The following is a 19477-nucleotide window of genomic DNA, read 5'->3' as shown; positions in this document are numbered from 1 at the left end:
AGGTTATTTTTATAATTTTTTAAATGGCTACACTACTTTATAAGCAGTGTAGCATAGTGATTTACATATTATTAAATAGTACGAGTTGCGATACTTGGCGAAATATTAGCAGCGCGTTTGGCCGGCGCTAATACAGCAAGTAAGCTCATTAAAAATACGGCTATGGCGGTAACGGCTATATAACTTGGCGGCAGTGCTGCTACAGAAAAATACTGCATCAACATTTTTCCAAGCAGTATTGCTGTTACTACGCCTAAGGCTAACCCTAGGCTACAAATTAATGCATTTTCTACTAAAAAGTAGCTAACGATAGCTGATTTTCTTGCGCCAAGCGCTCTGCGTGTGCCAATTTGTTTAGTGCGTTTACTAATATTAAATAAGGTTAAACCAAAAATACCAAGAGCGGTTATAAGTACTAAAATAGTGATTAATACTATAAGCATACGCATCATGAGGCGGTCTTGTGCGGTGTACTCATTTTTTAGTTCATCAAGCCCTCTAATGTTATTAATAACGCGCTTACTGTAATTTGCAAGCATGGCATTTTCTATTTCTTTCATTACAGCTGCTCGCTGACCAGGCTCTGTACGAACGGCAACTTGTGTATAACTTTCTGCTTTAATATAAGGAATAAACGCAAAATTATCGGGTTTACTGTCTTTGAGCCAAGGGCCTTTCATTTTTCCGATCACGCCAATAATTTTAAGTGGTAGGTCGCCAAAATAAACGATTTTACCTAAACCATCTCCCCCAGGGTAAAGCTCATCAAGTAGGGCTTTAGTGACGATAGTGACGTTGGTGCGCTTTTGTGTAATTTCGTTGGTAACCAGCACTTCATCGTCGGTAAAGTTTCGCCCTGCAATTAAGTTAACGCCATACGTATTAATAGCATGATCGTCTATAAAAATATAAGCGGCTCTGACACTTAAGCCTTCTTGTGGAGCAGGTTTTAAATTAAAGCTAGAGGCACTGCCACTGCCTGATAGCGGGATACTGCTGCTTAGTGCGGCATCGACTACGCCGGGCATTGCTCTGATCATGGTTTCATCAAGCTCAAATTGTTGACTCAAGTTAATATCTGTACCAAAAGTCATTACATTAAACTTAAATATATCTTGTTCAGGATAACCCGTTTCTTGGTTTAAATAACTAATTCTGTCTTGAATAATAAAGGCTGCATTACTGACGATAGCAGTGGTAATTGCAATTTGAATTAGCAGTAATACGGCGCCTACTTTTGAGCGACATAAGGCATTAAATATAGGTTTTATTTCTAACATTGCGACATTCCTTATTGGCTCTTTAGATAAATGGCAGGATTGGTTTTACACACCAGCCAAGCAGGGTACAAACCAGCTAGAATACAAGTGGTAATAGCAATCAATGGCGCACTTAATAACATGGTTAAATCCATTGTGGCCAAGTTTTCATAGTAGTTGTAGCTTTGCCCAACGCCCATTAAACCTAGTTGCGCTAATACAATCCCTAGCATGCCCCCGATAAAACCAAGTACAGCGACCTCAACTAAGTGTTGTAAAAATATTTGCCTTTTACTGGCACCTAATGCACGTCTTACACCTACTTCTGGTGCTCTGCGCAAAAACTTAGCTAAAAGTAATCCTAAAATATTGGCTAAGCACACACCTAAAAACATGAAACTTAAGCCCACTAAAATTTTGTTGTCCTCGGTAACGACGTTGTTGTATTGCATCCATTGATTTACATCACGTAATTTATACCCCAATTCTTTACGGTTAAATCGCCCACGTTTTTGTTGTTCTTGCATATAGGCTACTAAATGATTTTGATAGGCTTGTTTTTGTTCTCGTGTATTGAGCTCTGCCCAAAACTGGATCCATACTTGCTCCGATTGCAGTTTATCTGCAAAAGTTGGCGTGTTTTCGTGCTTCCACCCATTACTATTGCCCCAACTAACGAGCTCCTTCGCTTTAATTAAACTAAAAGGCATAAATAATTCTTCTATTTTATTAAATGCGCCATTATTTAAGTCATAATATTTAATGTTAAGTGGCCAATGCTTAAGCACACCAACTACTTGATAGCTGGCATCGTCTAAATTGATAAGCTTACCTATGGGGTTTTTTCCTGCAAATAGTTTATCGTTTAGTTCTTGTGAAATAACAACCACAGGTGCGGCTGAGTCTTCTTGTTCTTTGCTCCAAGCCCCGCCGTACAAAAATGACAAATTAAACATGCTAAAAAAGTCAGGCGTTGTCATCCGCGCACTGCCAATAAAGGGTTTTATTTTATCTGAATCTAAATAAACAGAGAAACCGGTACGCATCATGGCAACTTTTCGCTCGGGACTGGGTGCCTTTACTAAATTTACGGCATCTTGGTAGGTCAGTTGTAGTGGTGTGTTATCTTCGGTCCACCATGTACTTCCGTCGTCCATTGTTTGCAATTGTACGCTGTAAAGTTGGTCGCTTTTTTCAGGAATAGGATCAGCCGACATCATGTGATACACACTTAAGCTCGTCATAGTGATGCCAATGCCAATAGCAATTGCCAGTACCATTAAAAAACTCACCAGCGGGGTGCGCTTAAAGCTGCGCCAACTTAAATCTAAGTAATGAATAAACATTGGCTAAACTCCTGATGCGGTTCTAATATTTGGTGCACCCTGATAAAGGGTGAAATCGGCAAGTTGTCCATCGACTACTTGAATATTACGCGGAGCTCGGCGCGCTAACTCGCTGTCGTGCGTCACCATTACAATAGTGGCGCCATCGCGATTTATTTGCTCAAGTAGCTCCATAACTTGGCGAGCCATTAAGCTATCAAGATTACCAGTTGGCTCATCGGCAAGTAAAAAACGAGGTTCTCCGGCAAGTGCACGTGCTATTGCAACACGCTGTTGTTGACCGCCCGACAATTGTTGAGGTAAGTGTTTAGCGCGAGATGCTAAACCAACTTGTTCAAGGCATTGTTCAATTCGACGTTTCCGCTCATTTGCTTTAATCCCTCTGTAGCGAAGAGGGACCTCTATGTTTTCATACAAATTTAAATCAGGGATTAAATTAAAACCTTGGAATATAAAGCCAATTTTTTGATTACGTAAATCGGCACGCTGGTTGTCATTTAAGCTACCGACGTTAACACCGTCAAGAAGGTATTCACCTTCGTTAAAAGGTTCCAGCATACCTGCTATATTTAAAAAAGTTGTTTTACCAGAACCACTCGGGCCTGTTACTGCAATAAACTCACCTTCATTTACTTGTAGATTAAAGTCGCGTAGTGCATGAGTTTGTACCATTTCAGTTTGGTATACTTTACTTACGTTGTTCATTTGTAACATGGATATTCCTTAATTATTTTTACGTTGGTTGAGAACGTTATTTATTCTGTTTAGTTTAATAAAATCGTGTCGGCTTGTTTAAAGTCGCTGTAACTAGAAATAATGATTTCATCGTTTTCTTTAACACCGCTTAAAAGTTCAACCGCGTTAATGCTGGTGGCACCTGTAGTAATAGGTATGCGTTTTGCAATGTTGCCTTCTACCTTATAAGCAACAATTCCGCCTTGCTGCATAAAAGCGCCGCGTTTTATTTGCATTATGTCTTGGCGGTTATCGAGTAAAATACGTGCTGTTAAACGCTGATTTTGACGAATGTTATTACTAACTCCATCAAAACGAACGCGCGCTGTGACTTCTCGGTTATTTACCTCGGGTGATATAGCGGATAAAACACCCATCACGGTTTCACTGCCTAGCTTAAGCTCTACTTCCATACCGAGTCCTAATTCGTTGGCATAACTTTCAGGTACTTGGAGCTCTGCTTCAAAATTACTTAAATCAACGAGTGTCATTAGTGGCTGGCTTTGTGTTACGGCGGCTTTTTGTTGCACTAATAGGTTACCTACGATCCCTGTAACGGTAGCTTTAATTGATAAATTACTTACTTTTCGATTTAAATCATCAACGATAAGCTGCTGACGAGTCACATCACTTTTAGCGGCTTGTGACTCGAAGGCGAGTGTATCTTTGGCAAGTGATACCTCTTGTTGTGCATGCTTATAGGTGAGTTTTGCTCGGGATAGATCATCAACTGCTTTTTCAAGATCAATTTGGCTAATTAAGTGCTTTTGTATTGATAACTGCGCTCGACGATTTTCACGTTTGGCTGCGTTTAGTTCTACCTCAGCCATATCAAGAGTTTTATTTAATGCCAGTGTTTGGCGCCTTGCTTGCAGATGTTGTCTTTGTTGTTCACCTTCGAGCCTTTTAAGTACAGACTCTTGTTGCTTTAATTCATTTGTCAACTCTGGACTTTGAAGTAGCGCAAGTGTGTCACCTTCTTTTACGGTATCGCCCGCTTTGACTTTTAAATCTATAAATCCCCGTTCAGGGCTATACATTTGAGGGGCATTTGCTGCAACAATTTTACCGCTGGCAGCGATATCCCGTATGAGCGTTTTTACTTGAACCACTGCAATTTGTAATTTTGCGCGACTAATTGATGTGTCTGCACCGTTGCCTGCCATTAGAGTTTGAATACACACAAAACCGATTAGCAAGCTAATCACACTAGCAATGATGTATTTTTTATAATTAATAGCTGCTTTTACCTGGACGTCTTGTGCACTCGTGTCTTTAATCATCATAAATCCTATTTTGTATACTTTTCGCAAAGCAGCACAACCGTCGCGCAGCATATAGCGGCGATAGGTGATACCAAAAATAAACTGAGGGTAAACATAGTTATTCCAATTAGCGAATCTATGGTGTTCTATACCAGTAATATGCCAACATTTAAGAGTTTGAAATATAATAGATTTTTTTATTTACGAGATTGTTAATATGTACGCGGACATAAATAGTGTCCGCTGCGGACAGTTTGGTAAATAAAAATCCACTATTAAAAGACTAGGGCGTGTTGACCTTTGTAGATTGAAATTCGTTCAATCTAGGGGCTATTTAATCGCGGCGCGAGGTTTGTAACCGAGTGGGCTAAGTAAAAACCGAGCAACAAAGAGTAAATAGCTCCTAGGAAGAACCCTTTGGGCAGCACCTGTTTGTCATTAATGCTACGTTATCGCCCATTTATGGGGAATAACCACACACCATAGGCTCTGCCTTGCCTAAATACCAAACAGACTGCTGCAAATTTAATCTTGAAAGATCAACAGACCCTAAAATGCCACACAAATTAATAACTAACCTGAGCTCTAGTTAAGAGATTTACTAACGAATTGAATCATGGTGATATTTAAATTTATTTTCTCTAGCCAGTGATTTTCAGTAAATTAAACGCAGTTAGCGCTGAAAATAGCTGCTCGAGATAGATTTATTATCCAGAGTTCAGGTTAACTATACTAATTACAAGTAAATAAGAGAGATGTTAAGTCGTAAAGTGATGCAAATACCATAAAACTATCTAAATGTTAATTGTATTCGATAAGTTATATTGAATATTTATTCACTGAATGGCTGGTTTACGCTTACGTAAACTGACGCTTTTTGTTTGCCTGTTTTTACAAAATGTTAAACTTGACACCAGTGTCATGAAAAAATAACCGCCAAAATACAGCTAAATGTTAAAAAAATAGATGTAAAAGAAATCTTGCCATCAAGTGAGAAATATTCAAGAATGTGAATATGTATTCAAAATGCTATTGACTCTATTTAAGATAGAGGCTAGTTTTGACCGGCTGTTAGCAAATCGTCGAGCAGTTCATTCACGCTAACAGTGCAGCAAGGGGAGGGGTCTATGTTATATGACTCAAAGTTAGAAAAAGAAAATTGTGGTTTTGGCTTAATTGCCCAAGTTAATGGTCAGGCTAGTCATCGGCTTATTCGCACCGCGATTACGGGGCTTGATCGTATGCAGCACCGTGGCGGTATTTCTGCTGACGGTAAAACAGGTGATGGCTGCGGTTTATTATTGCAAAAGCCAGACAGTTTTTTTCGTGCTATTGCTGGTGAGCACAACTGGCATTTAGGTAAGAATTATGCTGTGGGTATGATTTTTTTAAATTCAGATCCCGTTTTAGCACAGACTGCAAAAAAAATACTTAGTGAAGAATTAGAAAAAGAAACGCTAAATATTTTAGGTTGGCGTGTAGTACCAACTGACCCATCAATGCTGGGTCCTATTGCTGTACAGCAATTACCTGGTTTTGAACAAATTTTTGTTAGCGCGCCAGAAGGTTGGCGCTCTAAAGATTTAGAGCGTCGCTTATACATAGCGCGCCGCCGTGCTGAAAAGCGCATTGTTGATGACGAAGCTTTTTATATCGCAAGTCTATCTGGTTTGGTAACTATCTATAAAGGCTTAATGATGCCTGCAGATTTACCTAATTTTTATCTAGATTTAGCTGATATTAGAATGACCAGTGCGATTTGTGTTTTTCATCAGCGTTTTTCTACTAATACTCAGCCGCGTTGGCCTTTAGCTCAACCTTTTCGCTATTTAGCACACAATGGTGAAATTAATACTATTGAAGGTAACCGCCAGTGGGCACGCGCACGTTCGTATAAGTTTGCGTCACCGCTTATTCCTGATTTACAAAGCGCAGCGCCGTTTGTAAACGAAACCGGTTCTGATTCATCAAGCCTAGATAACATGCTTGAGTTGTTTTTAGCTGGTGGCATGGATTTATTCCGTGCTATGCGCATGCTTGTGCCCCCTGCGTGGCAGAAAAACCGTGCAATGGATGAAGATTTACGTGCATTTTATGATTTTAACTCGATGCACATGGAACCATGGGATGGCCCAGCGGGTATTGTTATGTCGGATGGCCGCTTTGCAGCCTGTAACTTAGACCGAAATGGACTGCGCCCCGCGCGTTATGTAATTACACAAGATGGCTTTATTACCCTTGCATCAGAAGTGGGTATTTGGGATTACACAGCCGATGAAGTGGTAGAGAAAGGCCGCGTAGGACCAGGCGAACTGTTAGTTATAGATACTAAGCTTGGCAAAATTTGGCACTCTGATGAAATCGATCAAGATTTGAAATCTCGTCATCCTTATAAGTCATGGCTTGAAGAAAATGTTAAACGCCTTACTCCGTTTGAAGAACTTACAGAGCAAGATGCGGGTAATCGCTCGTTTGATGATCAAACACTGGCTAAATACCAAAAAATGTTTGGTTATACCAACGAAGAGCTTGATAGCGTTATTCGCGTAATGGGTGAAAACGGCCAAGAAGCCACAGGCTCTATGGGTGACGACACGCCATTTGCTGTGCTTAGTGAAGGGCATCGCTCGCTGTATGATTACTTCCGCCAAAAATTTGCGCAAGTAACAAATCCACCAATCGACCCACTTCGAGAAAATCATGTAATGTCGCTGGCAACGTGTATTGGAAGTGAACAAAACGTATTTAACGAAACGACCGGCCATGCCAAGCGCCTACAATTTGATACACCCATTTTAATGTACGCAGACATGCAGCAATTACTTAATGCCGATGAAGCGCATTACAGTTACTGTAAAATTGATATTACCTACACAGTTGACGAAGGCCTAGAAAAAGCAGTGTCGCGAATTTGTGATATTGCTCAGAAAAAAGCAGCGTCTGGCTGTATTATGCTGGTACTAACGGACCGTAACTTTGATGATATAAATTTACCTATTCCAGCTGCTATGGCTGTGGGCGCTGTTCAAAATCGCCTCGTTGATAATAATCTTCGCTGTGAATCAAATATTATTATTGAAACCGGTAGCGTGCGTGATGCGCACCAGTTTGCTGTGTTATTAGGTTTTGGTGCAACGGCAATTTACCCGTACCTTGCATATGAGTCGTTAGTTGCAATGAGCGACAGCAAAATTATTAATAAATCGTACTGTGAGGTTACTCTTGCTTACCGTAAAGCCATTAATAAAGGCTTGTACAAAATTATGTCTAAAATGGGCATAAGTACCGTGGCTTCTTATCGTTGTTCAATGTTGTTTGAAGCAGTGGGTCTATCTGATGCCATTGTTGACATGTGCTTTAAAGGTGTGGCAAGTCGCATACAAGGTGCATGCTTTACTGACTTTGATGACGATCAGCAAAGTTTACACAAACTTGCTTTAAGTAAGCGTAAATTATTAAGCCACGGTGGTTTATTTAAATATGTGCACGGTGGTGAATACCATGCATATAGCCCTGATGTTATTCAAACGCTTCAAAAAGCGGTGCGTTCAGGTGACTATAAAGATTACAGTGCTTACGCCGATTTAGTTAATAACCGCCCAATAGCAACGCTTCGTGACATGCTTGCACTTAAATTACCAGAGCAAGGGATAAGTATTGATGAAGTTGAGTCTGCAGAAAATTTATACAAGCGTTTTGATTCAGCAGCAATGAGTATTGGCGCATTATCGCCAGAAGCACATGAGGCTTTAGCAATTGCAATGAATCGCTTAGGCGGTTGTTCAAACTCCGGTGAAGGCGGCGAAGATAAACTGCGTTATGGTACAGAGAAAAACTCTCGAATTAAACAAGTTGCATCGGGTCGATTTGGTGTAACGCCGCATTACTTACGCAGTGCTGATGTTATTCAAATTAAAGTAGCGCAAGGTGCAAAACCTGGCGAAGGCGGGCAGTTACCAGGTGAAAAAGTGACACCTTATATTGCAAAACTTCGTTATTCAGTACCAGGTGTTACGTTAATTTCGCCACCACCGCATCACGATATTTATTCAATTGAAGATTTAGCTCAGCTGATTTTCGATTTAAAACAAGTAAACCCAAACGCACTTATTTCTGTAAAACTGGTTTCAGAACCAGGTGTAGGGACCATTGCAACAGGTGTTGCTAAAGCCTATGCCGATTTAATTACTATTTCTGGCTATGATGGCGGCACAGGCGCAAGTCCGCTTACTTCTGTTAAATATGCTGGTAGCCCTTGGGAGCTTGGTCTTGCTGAAACGCAGCAGGCACTTGTTGAAAATGGCCTTCGTCATCGTATTCGCTTACAAACAGATGGTGGCTTAAAAACAGGTTTAGATATTATTAAAGCCGCTATTTTAGGCGCCGAGAGCTTTGGCTTTGGTACAGGTCCAATGGTTGCGCTTGGTTGTAAATACTTACGTATTTGTCATTTAAATAACTGTGCAACGGGTGTTGCAACACAAGACGAAACACTTCGGCAAAAGCATTACCATGGCTTACCAGAAATGGCGATGAACTACTTTAAGTTTATAGCGCAAGAAGCGCGTGAGATTATGGCAAGTTTAGGGGTTGCAAATTTAACAGACCTAATTGGTCGACTAGATTTACTAGAAGAAATTGAAGGTAAAACAGCAAAACAGAAGAAAATCGATTTATCATCTGTTATTGCTCAGCCGAATAACCCAACAGGTGAAACACTGTATTGTAGTGCACCTAATAGCTCGCATTATTTAGGAAAGCTTAATGAGAGCCTACTTGCTAAGGCGCAAGAGGCAATTGATGCTTCTTGCGGTATTTCACTGGTGAGCCGTATTTGTAATACCGACAGATCGGTCGGTGCAATGCTTTCGGGCTACATTGCTGATAAATACGGTAACCAAGGCATGGCAGCAGATCCAGTAACCATTGAATTGCATGGCACAGCGGGCCAATCATTTGGTGTATGGAATGCTGGTGGCCTTGAAATGACACTGGTTGGCGACGCTAACGACTACGTAGGTAAAGGGATGGCGGGCGGCAAGTTAGTTATTCGCCCACCACTAGGCTCGTCTTTCGAAAGCCATAAAGCCACTATTGCAGGCAACACGTGTTTATACGGTGCAACAGGCGGCAAACTGTTTGCTGCAGGTTGTGCTGGCGAGCGTTTTGCAGTGCGTAACTCAGGTGTGCAAGCCGTTGTTGAAGGCGTGGGTGATAACGGTTGTGAATACATGACTGGCGGCGTTGTATGTGTACTTGGCAATGTAGGCGTTAACTTTGGTGCGGGCATGACCGGTGGCTTTGCGTACATTTTAGATGAACGTAATGACTTTGAAAAACGCATTAATCCAGAGCTAGTAGAAATAGTCACACTTGAAAAGTTAACATCGCATCAAGAGCATTTACGCGGCTTAATTGCTGAGCATTTAGAGCTTACGGGTTCGTGCAGAGCAGAGAGCATTTTGGCTAACTTTGAATTGTACTTACCGATGTTCAAATTAGTAAAACCAATATCCAGTGACGTAAAAAGTTTACTCGGGCACCGCGCCCGCAGTAGTGCTGAACTACGTGTTCAAGCGCAATAAGGGGGCCGTATGAGCGAAAATGTATATCAATTTATAGACGTGCAGCGTGTAGACCCGCGCAAAAAACCACTTTCGTCACGTAAAAAGTCTTTCGTAGAAATTTACGAACCCTTTTCTGAAAATCAAGTTAACTCACAAGCTGACCGTTGTTTAGATTGTGGTAACCCATACTGTGAGTGGAAATGCCCAGTGCATAACTACATCCCACAATGGTTAAAGTTAATACGTACGGGCCGCATTATAGAAGCAGCTGAGCTGTCTCATCGTACAAACAGTTTGCCAGAGGTTTGTGGTCGCGTTTGCCCACAAGACAGACTATGTGAAGGCTCGTGTACATTAGATGAAGAGTTTGGTGCTGTAACAATTGGTAATATTGAGAAGTATATTACCGATGAGGCATTTAAAATGGGCTGGAAGCCTGATATGTCTTATGTAACTTGGACCGACAAAAAAGTGGCTATTATCGGTGCGGGCCCAGCAGGTTTAGGGTGTGCTGATATTTTAGTGCGTAACGGCGTTAAACCAGTGGTGTTTGATCGTCATCCAGAAATTGGCGGACTGCTCACCTTTGGCATTCCTTCTTTCAAGCTTGAAAAATCAGTAATGCAAAAACGCCGTGAAATATTCACTGAAATGGGCGTAGAATTTAAGTTAAATATTGAAGTAGGTGTTGATATTACGCTTGAGCAAATTTTAGCTGATTACGACGCTGTATTTGTAGGTGTGGGTACGTATCAAAGTATGCGTGCAGGTCTTGAAAATGAAGATGCAGCTGGTGTACACGATGCTCTACCATTCTTAATCGGTAACACTAACCGCGTGATGGGTTACGACGAGACAAATCAACCTTGTATAGATATGGCTAATCAAAAAGTTGTTGTACTAGGTGGTGGCGATACGGCAATGGATTGTGTGCGTACATCTATTCGTCAAAATGCAGCTAAAGTAACATGTGCGTATCGTCGTGATAAAGAAAACATGCCGGGCTCTAAACGCGAAGTTAAAAACGCGAAAGAAGAAGGCGTGATATTTACGTATAACGTTCAGCCTAAAGGCATTGTACTGAACGATAAAGGGAAAGTAACCGGCGTTAAAATGGTTAAAACTAAATTAGGCGAACCTGACGAAAAAGGCAGAAGCCGCGCTGAAGAGGTGCCTGGCTCAGAGCATATTATTGAAGCAGACCAAGTTATTATGGCGTTTGGTTTCCAACCTCACAAAATGGATTGGTTAGAAAAGTACGATGTAGAGATAAACCACTGGGGCGGTATTAACGCCCCAGAGCACGGTGAATTTACACATCAAACCACTAATCCGAAAATATTTGCAGGTGGGGATATAGTGAGAGGATCTGATTTGGTTGTCACCGCTATTTTTGAAGGACGTAATGCAGCTGAAGGTATTATGGATTATTTAAAAGTGTAATAACGTTATTTAACCTGAACTGGTTAAGATATTTACTAATAATCATAATGATATTTAAATTTATTTTTCTCTAGCCAGAGATTTTCAGTGAAAACAAGGCGAACTTACGCGTCAATAGCTGGCCTATTGCAAGTAAATTCAACGTAGTTAGCGCTGAAAATAGCAGCTTGAGATAGATTTATTATCCAGAGATCAGGTTATTTATTTTTATGCTAAAGATCAACATGTCCTAGGTATATAAGAATCCGAATTTTTTTGTAGAATTCGGATTTTTTTATGCAACTTTTTAATGCTCTCGATATTATCAACAACATCAAACCTAATAAAGTTGAAACACTCGCAGATTTACTTCCTTTATCTCTTACCTAAGAAGCCTATACGCTGAGCTAAACCGTTACACTACGAAAAAGAAAACCAACACTGGACAGGCTTAGTTTTTGATAGTTATGGTTATTTATAATAGGAAATCCATAGCTGATGTAGTTAACATGCTCGATGTTGTTGACCGAGATGGTAAGCGATTTGTTGCGCCAAGCGCTTAACTTAGCGTCGTAAAAACCTTGGTGACGCCGCCATGTTTATAAATATAAAGAGAGAAATAAATAGTAATAACGGCATAATTGTTTATGTTTATACGTTAACTGACTATGCTTATTTCTATAATTAAAAAGCGAGGGAGTCCAAAATTAAAAATATGCGCATTTTGCGAGTGAAAATTGAGCAGTAAAACCTAAATCATTAGTGAAACAATGAGGTACAGCAGTCAATATTGTAATTGACCTGCTTATCTGATGCGAGAATAGATCATTAATCTAGGACCTGTTGACCTTTGTGGATTGAAATTTGTTCAATCTAGGGGCGATTTAATCGCGGCTCGAGGTTTGTAACCTAGTGGGCTCGGTAACTGCTCTTGCGCTACTCTAATGGCTTACATCCCTGTAATAAAAAGTAAAACTAAGCAACAAAGAGTTAATCGTCCCTAGATCGAGCTCAAAGGGCAGCGCATGTTTGGCATTTATGCTGCGTTATCGCCTATTCATGGGGGGATTACCATAGGCTCTGCCTTGCCTGAATACCAAACAGTCTGCTGCAAATTTAACCTCGAAAGGTAAGCAGGCCCTAAAACTAAATATATAATTTAACAAAAGAAAACTCTCTTAACTATGTACGAATATTCAGACAAAACGGAAAGAACACTAATTGTAAGACTGTTTTCATTAATAGGCTTTATAGCGACATTTTCAATGTCTTGCATTGCGTTTACTAATGGCGAACATTTACTTTTTATGATGTTATTGTGCTCATCTTTTATTTATATGTGGGCATTTATTAGTTATATAAACGTTGAAAAATCTGCAAATACAATTCTTTATAATCTATACGTTTTAATGATTTATTTGGTGCTCACAGGGGGTGTTGAAGGGACTGGACCCATCTGGATATTTATTGTTTCTCCAGTCACATTTTCTATTCGAGGATTAAAGCGTGGTACTTTTGATATTGTTTTATTTTTGATTGCGGTAATTTTAGCGTTTTATTTTGCTGACGCCTTTGATATTTATAATTACGAACCTAATCAATATACATATAGAGTACTGTTTTCATTTATAATTGTTGCGATGTTAAGTGCTTTTTATGAGTACACAAGAGAAAAATATAATGACAAGATTATTGCTTTAAGCCAAAAAAATGAGGTGTTAGCCACAATAGACCCATTAACTAACTTGCCGAATCGACGGTATACAATGAAGAAGCTAGAAGAATTTAAGCTGGCTTTATCACGAGACCAAACCCCTTTTGTTATCATGCTTTGTGATGTCGATAACTTTAAAAAAATTAATGATGTGTATGGTCACGATATTGGTGACGAAGCGCTTACTCATTTAGCGAATACGTTAAAGCAAAATATACCAGATAAAGCACTTGTTTCTCGTTGGGGAGGGGAGGAGTTTCTAATTGCAATACCCAACGCAGTAAAAGAAAAAGGGGTAGAGGTTGCCAATAAAATACATGCTTCGCTTAAAAACAACTCAATATGTGAACTGCCAGAAAGTGTCAATTTGACAATTAGTATAGGTGTTATTCAGTGTCTAGAGGCGCGTTCTATCGATCTTGATATTAAGCACGCTGATGAATTACTTTATACAGCAAAAGAGCAAGGAAAAAACAGAACTTGCTCTTGATCATATTTTTTGGGTGTCGCTTAATCCATAGAAAAATAGTCAAGAGACGGTTTTATTTTAGCTATACGGCGCTTTACGCTCATATAACATAGTAAGTTACAAATTACTTGCGAAGCTAAAATGCTCCAGTAGCCAATAACGCTATTATCAGAAGTATTCATCACATAGATTACCCCTACAGCTGTTTGTAGTAATAAAACAACATTTAAAAACCGGAATAAATGTTGTTTAAATTTAGTGTGTTTAAAGCGACTAAAGAGAGTTAGAAAAATACTTAATGTTAGCAATAACCAACCCACAACAATGCACATAAAAAGTAAATCACTTGCCATTTCACTTATCCTTATACCAATCCGTAATAATACTTAATCAATTGAGGGGATGTAACTGCGTGAAAAAATTTCTTATACAGAACAAATGTATAGAAAAACTTAAACAGAGTGCCCCGTAATTATTGTGTTGGTTTAAGCGTGCGCTTTTATTAATTCTTTTGCGTTTGCTTTGGCTGTTTTACTTACGTTATCGCCTCCTAATAATCTCGCTATTTCATTTACTCGACCATCTTTATTTAAAGGCAACATATTGGTAAACGTTTCGCCTTGTGCAATTTCTTTCGCTACAAAAAATTGCTGGTGCGCACTACTCGCGACCTGCGGTAAGTGGGTGACACAAATAACTTGAGTAGACTTACCCAATTGACGTAAAAGTTTGCCTACAGCCGATGCGGTAGGACCTGATATACCCACATCTACTTCATCAAAAATGAGTGTTGGCGTTGTTACTTTTTGCGCGATGATCACTTGAATAGCAAGACTGATACGCGAAAGTTCACCACCTGATGCTACTTTTGCAAGAGGCTGGAGCGGCTGACCAGGGTTGGTTGATACTAAAAAAGATACATTGTCGTAGCCTAAATTATTTGGCACACGATCTGTTTCTTGAATTAAAGCTATCTCGAATACACCGTTTTCCATTGAGAGATTTGCCATACTTTCACTGATCAAGGTATTGAGTGTATTGGCATACTCTTTACGGCTTTGACTTAGTTGCTCACTTGCTTGCTGATAGTGTACTAGCGTATTTTCTATTTCAGATTCTAGTTGTTCCAACCGAGAGTTATTATTACTAATTGATTCCAACTCCTGTGAAATAGATTGATGAAACTCAACAAGGGCTTGTGGTTTTATATGGTGCTTACGCGCTAAATCCATTGCACCGCTTAGCCTATTTTCTACTTCAACTAAACGAGCCGGATCTAAATCAGCTTGCTCAGTGTAACTACGTACTTCACGGCTTGCTTCTTCTACTTGAACCGCTGCTTCAGCAAGTAAGGTAGCAACACTGGCTAAGCTTTCGTCGTACTGAGCCAGCTCTGTAAATTGTTGAGCACTGTGTTGTAATAACGAACATGCATTTTGTTCATCACTTTCGTATAAATGTTGTAGTTCACGCTGACAGGCTTCTAAGATAGTTTGGCTATTGCTGAGTTTGTAATGCTCTGCTTCTATTTGTTCAAACTCGCCTTCTTGTAATGCAAACTCGTCGAGTTCAGCAACTTGGTATTCTAGGAGTTGTTTTTGGGCTGCCTGCTGTAATTGCTGTTGCTCTAGATGTTTAAATTCTTTTTGTAAACTCGCAAATTGTTTATAGTTTTGACTAACACTACTAACGAGGTGGTGATGCCCTGCATAGGCATCAAGCAGTTGTAGTTGATGTTCGGCTTTCAAAAGGTGCTGGTGCGCATGTTGCCCATGAATAGAAATAAGGTATTGGCCAAGCTCTTTTAATTGAGCAGCAGTGACTGCACTGCCATTAATGTAGCTTTTACTACGACCATTTTTACACACCACACGTCGTAATAAGCATTCGTTATCGGCATTAGCTAACATGTGATGTTCTAAAAAAGCTTGTGCAAGCGGAAGGTCACTTAAATCAAACTGAGCACATACTTCTGCTTTGTCGGTATTGGGGCGAACCGCAGAGGCTTCTGCGCGTTCACCTAAGCACAAAGAAAGCGCATCAATAGCAATAGACTTACCAGCACCTGTTTCTCCGGTAATGGCGGTCATGCCGCTTTGCCACTCTGTGCTTAAATTACTTACGATTGCAAAATTTTTAACTTCTAAACCAATTAACATACTGTTTATCCATCCAGTCAATTAACTGTTAATTTATACAGTGTTTTGGTTTTTTGCAAATTAATTTTTTATTATTTAAGCAGCATTGGCTTCTTGAGCTGATTGTTCTTCATTCGATATTTGTTGTGGCATGTTATTTTCAGAGGGTTCAGCAAGCTCAGCAGTCCTAAGAAGAATAATTAATGAGGGGAGGGTCTCAGTGTAAAAAACTTTGTTGTATAAGATCCCTTGTGGTGGAAGCTCAGATACAAAGTACTGTATGTTATCAGCGAAAGTACTGCTTGATGATGTTTCGTAGGTTTTACTCAATTCATGAGACAAAATATTGATAAGTAAATCGGTGATACTTTCTAATTTTTGCAAGTTTTCGTCTGTATGACCCTGTACCACAAAAAAATTATTTACAATGGCTTGTATTTTAGGGACATATTTAGGGCGGATCACTTTTGCTTCTAATAAATCGTTCAGTTTGAGTTTTAAACGCAGACTTGTTTTGGATACTCGATCATTAAAAAGCTTTTTCTTAGCTTCAATTGCTATACGACGATTTTTTTCTACGACTAAGTAGCTACCAAGTAGCGTTATTAATAATAAGAATGTAAAAAATACAACATACGTCATTACTACTAGTTCCTAAAAGATAATTTATTATTTTAGTATATTTTGCTCGAAAGTATTACGCTTGGCAATAAAATTAGTACAAACGGCTACCCCAATTTAATTTTGTGCGCAAAACGTTATAGTAAGAGTAATTTTTTGGGTGAATTAAACGCAGTTTTTTATCGGCTTTTTTAATTACCACTTCATCACCAGGTAATACCGCAAGTACTACGTGACTGTCGCAACTAACTTGTAAGCTATCTGTATTTTCGAGGCTGAGCTTTAAACGTACTTCGTTATCGGCATCAACAACTAGCGGTCTACTCGACAATGTGTGTGGAAACATAGGTACCAGTGAAATAGCATTGAGTTCAGGCGTTAAAATTGGACCACCGCCTGAAAGTGAATAAGCCGTGGAGCCTGTTGGTGTAGATACAATTAAGCCATCTGAACGCTGCGAAAATACAAAGTCATGATTAATAAAGGCTTCAAACTCAATCATGTGCGCGACTTTGTCGGCATGTAAAACGGCTTCGTTTACTGCTGAATTTGCACTTTTTAACTCATTATGACGATATACTTCTACTTCTAATAAAAAGCGTTTCTCTTCAATAAAATCACCGCTTAAAACCTGCTCTAAACTGGGTTCAAAGCCTTCAGGGTTCAAATCAGTTAAAAAGCCTAAATTCCCTCTATTTACACCAATTACAGCGACATCAAAACGGGCTAGCACGCGAGCTGCCCCTAGCATGTTGCCATCGCCGCCTACTACAATAGCAAGATCAGCTTGCTCACCTAAATCAACTAACTTAACAAGTCTATTATTAGGCACATCCACTAATTGTCCGCCAGTGCGTTTTTCTACAATAACTGCAAAACCAAGCGCAAGTAAAAATGTATGCAGGCGTTGTAGTGTTGCCGCAGCCCCTGGGTGATTTGGTTTGCCAATAAGGCCAATGGTTTTAAAAGGAGAGTCCATAATGTACACACGGTAAGTTTTAGTCTTTGTAGAGTAACCCAAAAGAGAAGTGTTTGAAAATACAGATTTTAGCTAAATTAATATGACTTAATTACACCGCTAACGAGGGCGTGTTGATCTTTGTGGATTGAAATTTGTTTAATCTAGGGGCGATTTAATCGCGGCGCGAGGTTTGTAATCGAGTGGGCTCGGTAACTGCTCCTGCGTTTCTCTAATGGCTGACATCAATGTAAAAACCGAGTAAAGCTTTTAATTATGTTACTAGGTTGCAGCAAGCCATAGACTTGAAATAACAGTAAACGCCCCGATATATCAATCATGCAACAAGATGTAGATAACATGAAAATAAATCCACGAGATCAGCAAATTTTTTCAGCTGTTATGAATATGTACTGTAATGGTGAGGGATTACCCGTACCATCAACAAAAATTGCCAAACTTAAAGGGATGGCAGTGTGTTCGGCTACGGTACGTAACGCGATGGCTCGTTTAGAAAAAGTGGGCTTACTGTATTCACCTCATACATCCGCAGGCAGGGTGCCTACAAATGAAGGGTTTGACTATTGGTTTGATGAGTTTTTTACTCTTGGCGACATTGCTAATTATTGGCAGCCAGAGCAAGCCGAGCTTGTTGAACTTGCCCATGGGTTAAGCCAAAAATATCAAGTGTGTTGTTGTGTTGGCTTACCACAAGCAAGCTCGCAGCATGTATTTAGAGTAGAAGTACTTGATTTTGATTCAACCGATTGGCTAATTTTATTAATAGACAGAGCAGGGCAGAGCCATAATATTTGTATTGATAAACCTCACGATTCATCAGACTCTGTTCGTTTTCAGTTTGCAACATGGCTGAATACTGTATTTAGCCAACAAACCTTAATGGAAGGCTTGTATCGTATGCAAGCTATGGCCAATACGGCTCCCCGTAATTGTCATGATTCACTTAATCAATGGACACGCCAGCTAAGTCAAAAGCTAGGTTCAGATAACAGCATAGTCGTAGGCGAAAACTATCTTTATAAACAAATTGATTGTGAACAAAGCTTAAATGTTGGCGTTTCATTTTTAAATTATGTTGAAGATAAGCTGGCTTTTAAAAACGGCTTATCGGTACTTAACAGCGAAAAATTACCTTTTACTGAGTGCGATGAATTAATTGTAATAAGTGTGCCGTATTTTCAAAATCAAGAATACCAAAGCCGCTTTTGTATAATTTGCCCTAAATCAGCGCAAATTGAAGAAATAATTCAAGAATTTAAATTAATTGAGACATCTAACTCTTGAATCTTTTTATTCAATCCCCATAATTACCGCAGATGAAAAGAATTGGAGCACGTATTTTATGTCTGAGCAGACACAAAACCCTGAACAAGAAGTAGAATTAAACGAAGAAATCTCAAAAATGCAGGCTGACGTAGAAGCAGCAGTGGAAGCTGCCGAGCAACATGCAGAGCAAGAGCAAAGCCCTGAGGCTGAAATTGCAATGCTGTATGCAGAGCTTGAAGCCGCTAAGCAAACTATTGCTGATCAAAAAGATGGTGTTGTTCGCGCAGCCGCTGACGTAGATAATATTCGTCGTCGTGCAGCACAAGATGTAGAAAAAGCGCATAAATTTGCACTAGAAAAATTTGCTAACGAATTACTACCAGTAATTGACAACCTTGAGCGTGCTATTGAATTTTCTGATAAAGAAAACGACACGTTAAAGCCGTTGCTTGAAGGCATTGATATGACAGTTAAGAGCTTTAATGACGCTGTATCTAAATTTGGTGTTGAAATTGTAAACCCACAAGGTGAGCAGTTTAATCCAGATTTTCATCAAGCAATGTCTATTCAGCCAAGTAATGATGTGACACCAAATACAGTGCTTGCTGTTATGCAAAAAGGTTACACATTAAATGGTCGTTTATTACGCCCTGCGATGGTTATGGTTTCTAAAGCGGCTGATGCTTAATTTAGCCC

At 39.6% G+C, this 19477-nt stretch carries 13 protein-coding genes and 1 pseudogene; 6 read left to right on the top strand and 8 right to left on the bottom strand.

All coding sequences use genetic code 11. The features are described 5' to 3' along the window. Positions 1–71: 71 nt before the first annotated feature. Genes ACJJVZ_RS12960 through ACJJVZ_RS12945 form a run of 4 tightly spaced genes read right to left on the bottom strand, consistent with a single transcriptional unit; the run spans position 72 to position 4623 of the window. A complete protein-coding gene (locus ACJJVZ_RS12960) occupies positions 72–1280 on the bottom strand; it encodes an ABC transporter permease (RefSeq protein ID WP_193155578.1) in 1209 nt (402 codons plus the stop codon). Between the two features lie 11 nt (positions 1281–1291). Further along, positions 1292–2605, bottom strand: coding sequence for an ABC transporter permease (locus ACJJVZ_RS12955; protein WP_182701098.1), 1314 nt, complete (start codon positions 2603–2605; stop codon positions 1292–1294). 3 nt (positions 2606–2608) lie between these two features. Then, the gene (locus tag ACJJVZ_RS12950) at positions 2609–3319 is read right to left on the bottom strand and encodes an ABC transporter ATP-binding protein (RefSeq protein ID WP_077538203.1); all 711 of its coding nucleotides are present in this window, start codon (positions 3317–3319) and stop codon (positions 2609–2611) included. A 50-nt stretch (positions 3320–3369) separates the two neighbouring features. Then, positions 3370–4623 (bottom strand): efflux RND transporter periplasmic adaptor subunit, encoded by a 1254-nt coding sequence (locus ACJJVZ_RS12945; RefSeq protein WP_405601543.1) that lies wholly within the window; start codon positions 4621–4623, stop codon positions 3370–3372. 1109 nt (positions 4624–5732) lie between these two features. On the opposite strand from ACJJVZ_RS12945, the gene gltB reads away from it, so the two are divergent. From gltB to ACJJVZ_RS12925, 4 genes and pseudogenes are all read left to right on the top strand, one after another. Then, entirely contained in the window at positions 5733–10190 is a 4458-nt protein-coding gene (gene gltB / locus ACJJVZ_RS12940; RefSeq protein ID WP_405601024.1) for a glutamate synthase large subunit, read from the top strand. Between the two features lie 9 nt (positions 10191–10199). After that, positions 10200–11615 (top strand): FAD-dependent oxidoreductase, encoded by a 1416-nt coding sequence (locus tag ACJJVZ_RS12935; RefSeq protein ID WP_405601022.1) that lies wholly within the window; start codon positions 10200–10202, stop codon positions 11613–11615. A gap of 276 nt (positions 11616–11891) precedes the next feature. Further along, positions 11892–12154 (top strand): annotated as a pseudogene (locus ACJJVZ_RS12930) (transposase domain-containing protein); the annotation flags it as partial. 624 nt (positions 12155–12778) lie between these two features. Beyond that, positions 12779–13798: a GGDEF domain-containing protein gene (locus ACJJVZ_RS12925; protein ID WP_273048586.1), complete on the top strand. Its 1020-nt coding sequence runs from the start codon at positions 12779–12781 to the stop codon at positions 13796–13798. 20 nt (positions 13799–13818) lie between these two features. Here ACJJVZ_RS12925 and ACJJVZ_RS12920 read toward each other — a convergent pair whose 3' ends face one another. From ACJJVZ_RS12920 to nadK, 4 genes are all read right to left on the bottom strand, one after another. Beyond that, the gene (locus ACJJVZ_RS12920; protein WP_405601019.1) at positions 13819–14130 is read right to left on the bottom strand and encodes a hypothetical protein; all 312 of its coding nucleotides are present in this window, start codon (positions 14128–14130) and stop codon (positions 13819–13821) included. 132 nt (positions 14131–14262) lie between these two features. Next, positions 14263–15936 (bottom strand): DNA repair protein RecN, encoded by a 1674-nt coding sequence (gene recN, locus ACJJVZ_RS12915; protein ID WP_405601016.1) that lies wholly within the window; start codon positions 15934–15936, stop codon positions 14263–14265. A 75-nt stretch (positions 15937–16011) separates the two neighbouring features. After that, positions 16012–16557 (bottom strand): hypothetical protein, encoded by a 546-nt coding sequence (locus ACJJVZ_RS12910; RefSeq protein ID WP_405601014.1) that lies wholly within the window; start codon positions 16555–16557, stop codon positions 16012–16014. 73 nt (positions 16558–16630) lie between these two features. Continuing rightward, positions 16631–17515 (bottom strand): NAD(+) kinase, encoded by an 885-nt coding sequence (gene nadK / locus ACJJVZ_RS12905; protein WP_405601012.1) that lies wholly within the window; start codon positions 17513–17515, stop codon positions 16631–16633. 318 nt (positions 17516–17833) lie between these two features. Between nadK and ACJJVZ_RS12900 the strand changes: the two genes are divergently transcribed. Both ACJJVZ_RS12900 and grpE read left to right on the top strand, forming a co-directional pair. Continuing rightward, positions 17834–18799, top strand: a complete 966-nt coding sequence (locus tag ACJJVZ_RS12900) for an HrcA family transcriptional regulator (protein ID WP_405601010.1) — start codon at positions 17834–17836, stop codon at positions 18797–18799. Between the two features lie 58 nt (positions 18800–18857). Next, positions 18858–19469, top strand: coding sequence for a nucleotide exchange factor GrpE (gene grpE / locus ACJJVZ_RS12895; protein WP_182701091.1), 612 nt, complete (start codon positions 18858–18860; stop codon positions 19467–19469). Positions 19470–19477: the final 8 nt, after the last annotated feature.

The organism is Pseudoalteromonas sp. Ld19 (assembly GCF_045064135.1).
In the GTDB taxonomy this organism is placed as follows: Bacteria; Pseudomonadota; Gammaproteobacteria; order Enterobacterales; family Alteromonadaceae; genus Pseudoalteromonas; species Pseudoalteromonas aliena.
This window is presented reverse-complemented; position numbering and strand designations above follow the sequence as displayed.

Bases quoted from the DNA above. Each gene is read 5' to 3' on its own strand.
- ACJJVZ_RS12960 (WP_193155578.1), bottom strand. From the start codon at position 1,280: ATGTTAGAAATAAAACCTATATTTAATGCCTTATGTCGCTCAAAAGTA.
- grpE (WP_182701091.1), top strand. From the start codon at position 18,858: ATGTCTGAGCAGACACAAAACCCTGAACAAGAAGTAGAATTAAACGAA.
- ACJJVZ_RS12945 (WP_405601543.1), bottom strand. From the start codon at position 4,623: ATGATTAAAGACACGAGTGCACAAGACGTCCAGGTAAAAGCAGCTATT.
- ACJJVZ_RS12955 (WP_182701098.1), bottom strand. From the start codon at position 2,605: ATGTTTATTCATTACTTAGATTTAAGTTGGCGCAGCTTTAAGCGCACC.
- ACJJVZ_RS12900 (WP_405601010.1), top strand. From the start codon at position 17,834: ATGCAACAAGATGTAGATAACATGAAAATAAATCCACGAGATCAGCAA.
- gltB (WP_405601024.1), top strand. From the start codon at position 5,733: ATGTTATATGACTCAAAGTTAGAAAAAGAAAATTGTGGTTTTGGCTTA.
- ACJJVZ_RS12920 (WP_405601019.1), bottom strand. From the start codon at position 14,130: ATGGCAAGTGATTTACTTTTTATGTGCATTGTTGTGGGTTGGTTATTG.
- nadK (WP_405601012.1), bottom strand. From the start codon at position 17,515: ATGGACTCTCCTTTTAAAACCATTGGCCTTATTGGCAAACCAAATCAC.
- ACJJVZ_RS12925 (WP_273048586.1), top strand. From the start codon at position 12,779: ATGTACGAATATTCAGACAAAACGGAAAGAACACTAATTGTAAGACTG.
- recN (WP_405601016.1), bottom strand. From the start codon at position 15,936: ATGTTAATTGGTTTAGAAGTTAAAAATTTTGCAATCGTAAGTAATTTA.
- ACJJVZ_RS12950 (WP_077538203.1), bottom strand. From the start codon at position 3,319: ATGTTACAAATGAACAACGTAAGTAAAGTATACCAAACTGAAATGGTA.
- ACJJVZ_RS12910 (WP_405601014.1), bottom strand. From the start codon at position 16,557: ATGACGTATGTTGTATTTTTTACATTCTTATTATTAATAACGCTACTT.
- ACJJVZ_RS12935 (WP_405601022.1), top strand. From the start codon at position 10,200: ATGAGCGAAAATGTATATCAATTTATAGACGTGCAGCGTGTAGACCCG.